Source organism: Intrasporangium chromatireducens Q5-1 (assembly GCF_000576575.1).
GTDB lineage: Bacteria > Actinomycetota > Actinomycetes > Actinomycetales > Dermatophilaceae > Intrasporangium_A > Intrasporangium_A chromatireducens.
In genome coordinates this window covers 1-505 of sequence record NZ_AWQS01000585.1, presented here as the reverse complement: position 1 = coordinate 505, position 505 = coordinate 1, and the positions used below count along the sequence as shown (strand labels likewise).

Genomic DNA, 505 nt, shown 5'->3' with positions numbered 1-505 from the left:
CGTCGTACACCACGGACCCGGACTTGACCCTGGGGTGTACCCGTTGTCGCCGCCACTGATCTTCCCTTTGCTGTCTCGGAAGATGATGTACACCGGCATTCCGTCCTTGGTGTCTACGGGCAGCGTTGAGGTGACCTGGGCGGAGATCTTGCCGTCGTAGCCATCGCCAGAGAGCTTGAGCTTCGACTCCAACATGCCCGTGATCGGCGGTCGACGGCCTATATGCGTTCAAGCAGGTCAAGTTTCTCATAAAGGTGGGACTCCTTGATCTTGCCATTCTTCGCCTGTCGGGCCGGGCCTACTACCGGCGCAAACTCGCCGACGGCAAGACCAAGGCCGAAGCCATGCGCTGCCTCAAGCGCAGGATCTGCGACGCCCTCTACCGGCAGCTCGTCGCCCACGCGAGCCGCCGCCCAGGCCAGCGTCGGAACGGGCCCGGGAGGGCACCACGGAGCGTCACACAAATCCAGCGCGGCCGGCTCACAGCCGCACACCGGCACTTCGG

At 64.0% G+C, this 505-nt stretch carries 2 protein-coding genes; both read right to left on the bottom strand.

Going from position 1 to position 505, the window contains the following annotated elements; translation table 11 throughout:
* Positions 1-195: hypothetical protein (locus tag N864_RS25835; protein ID WP_205621052.1), on the bottom strand; the 195-nt coding region annotated here is incomplete at its 3' end.
* Positions 196-218: 23 nt separating this feature from the next.
* A partial coding sequence (locus tag N864_RS25830) for a hypothetical protein (RefSeq protein WP_205621051.1) occupies positions 219-505 on the bottom strand: 287 nt, incomplete at its 5' end.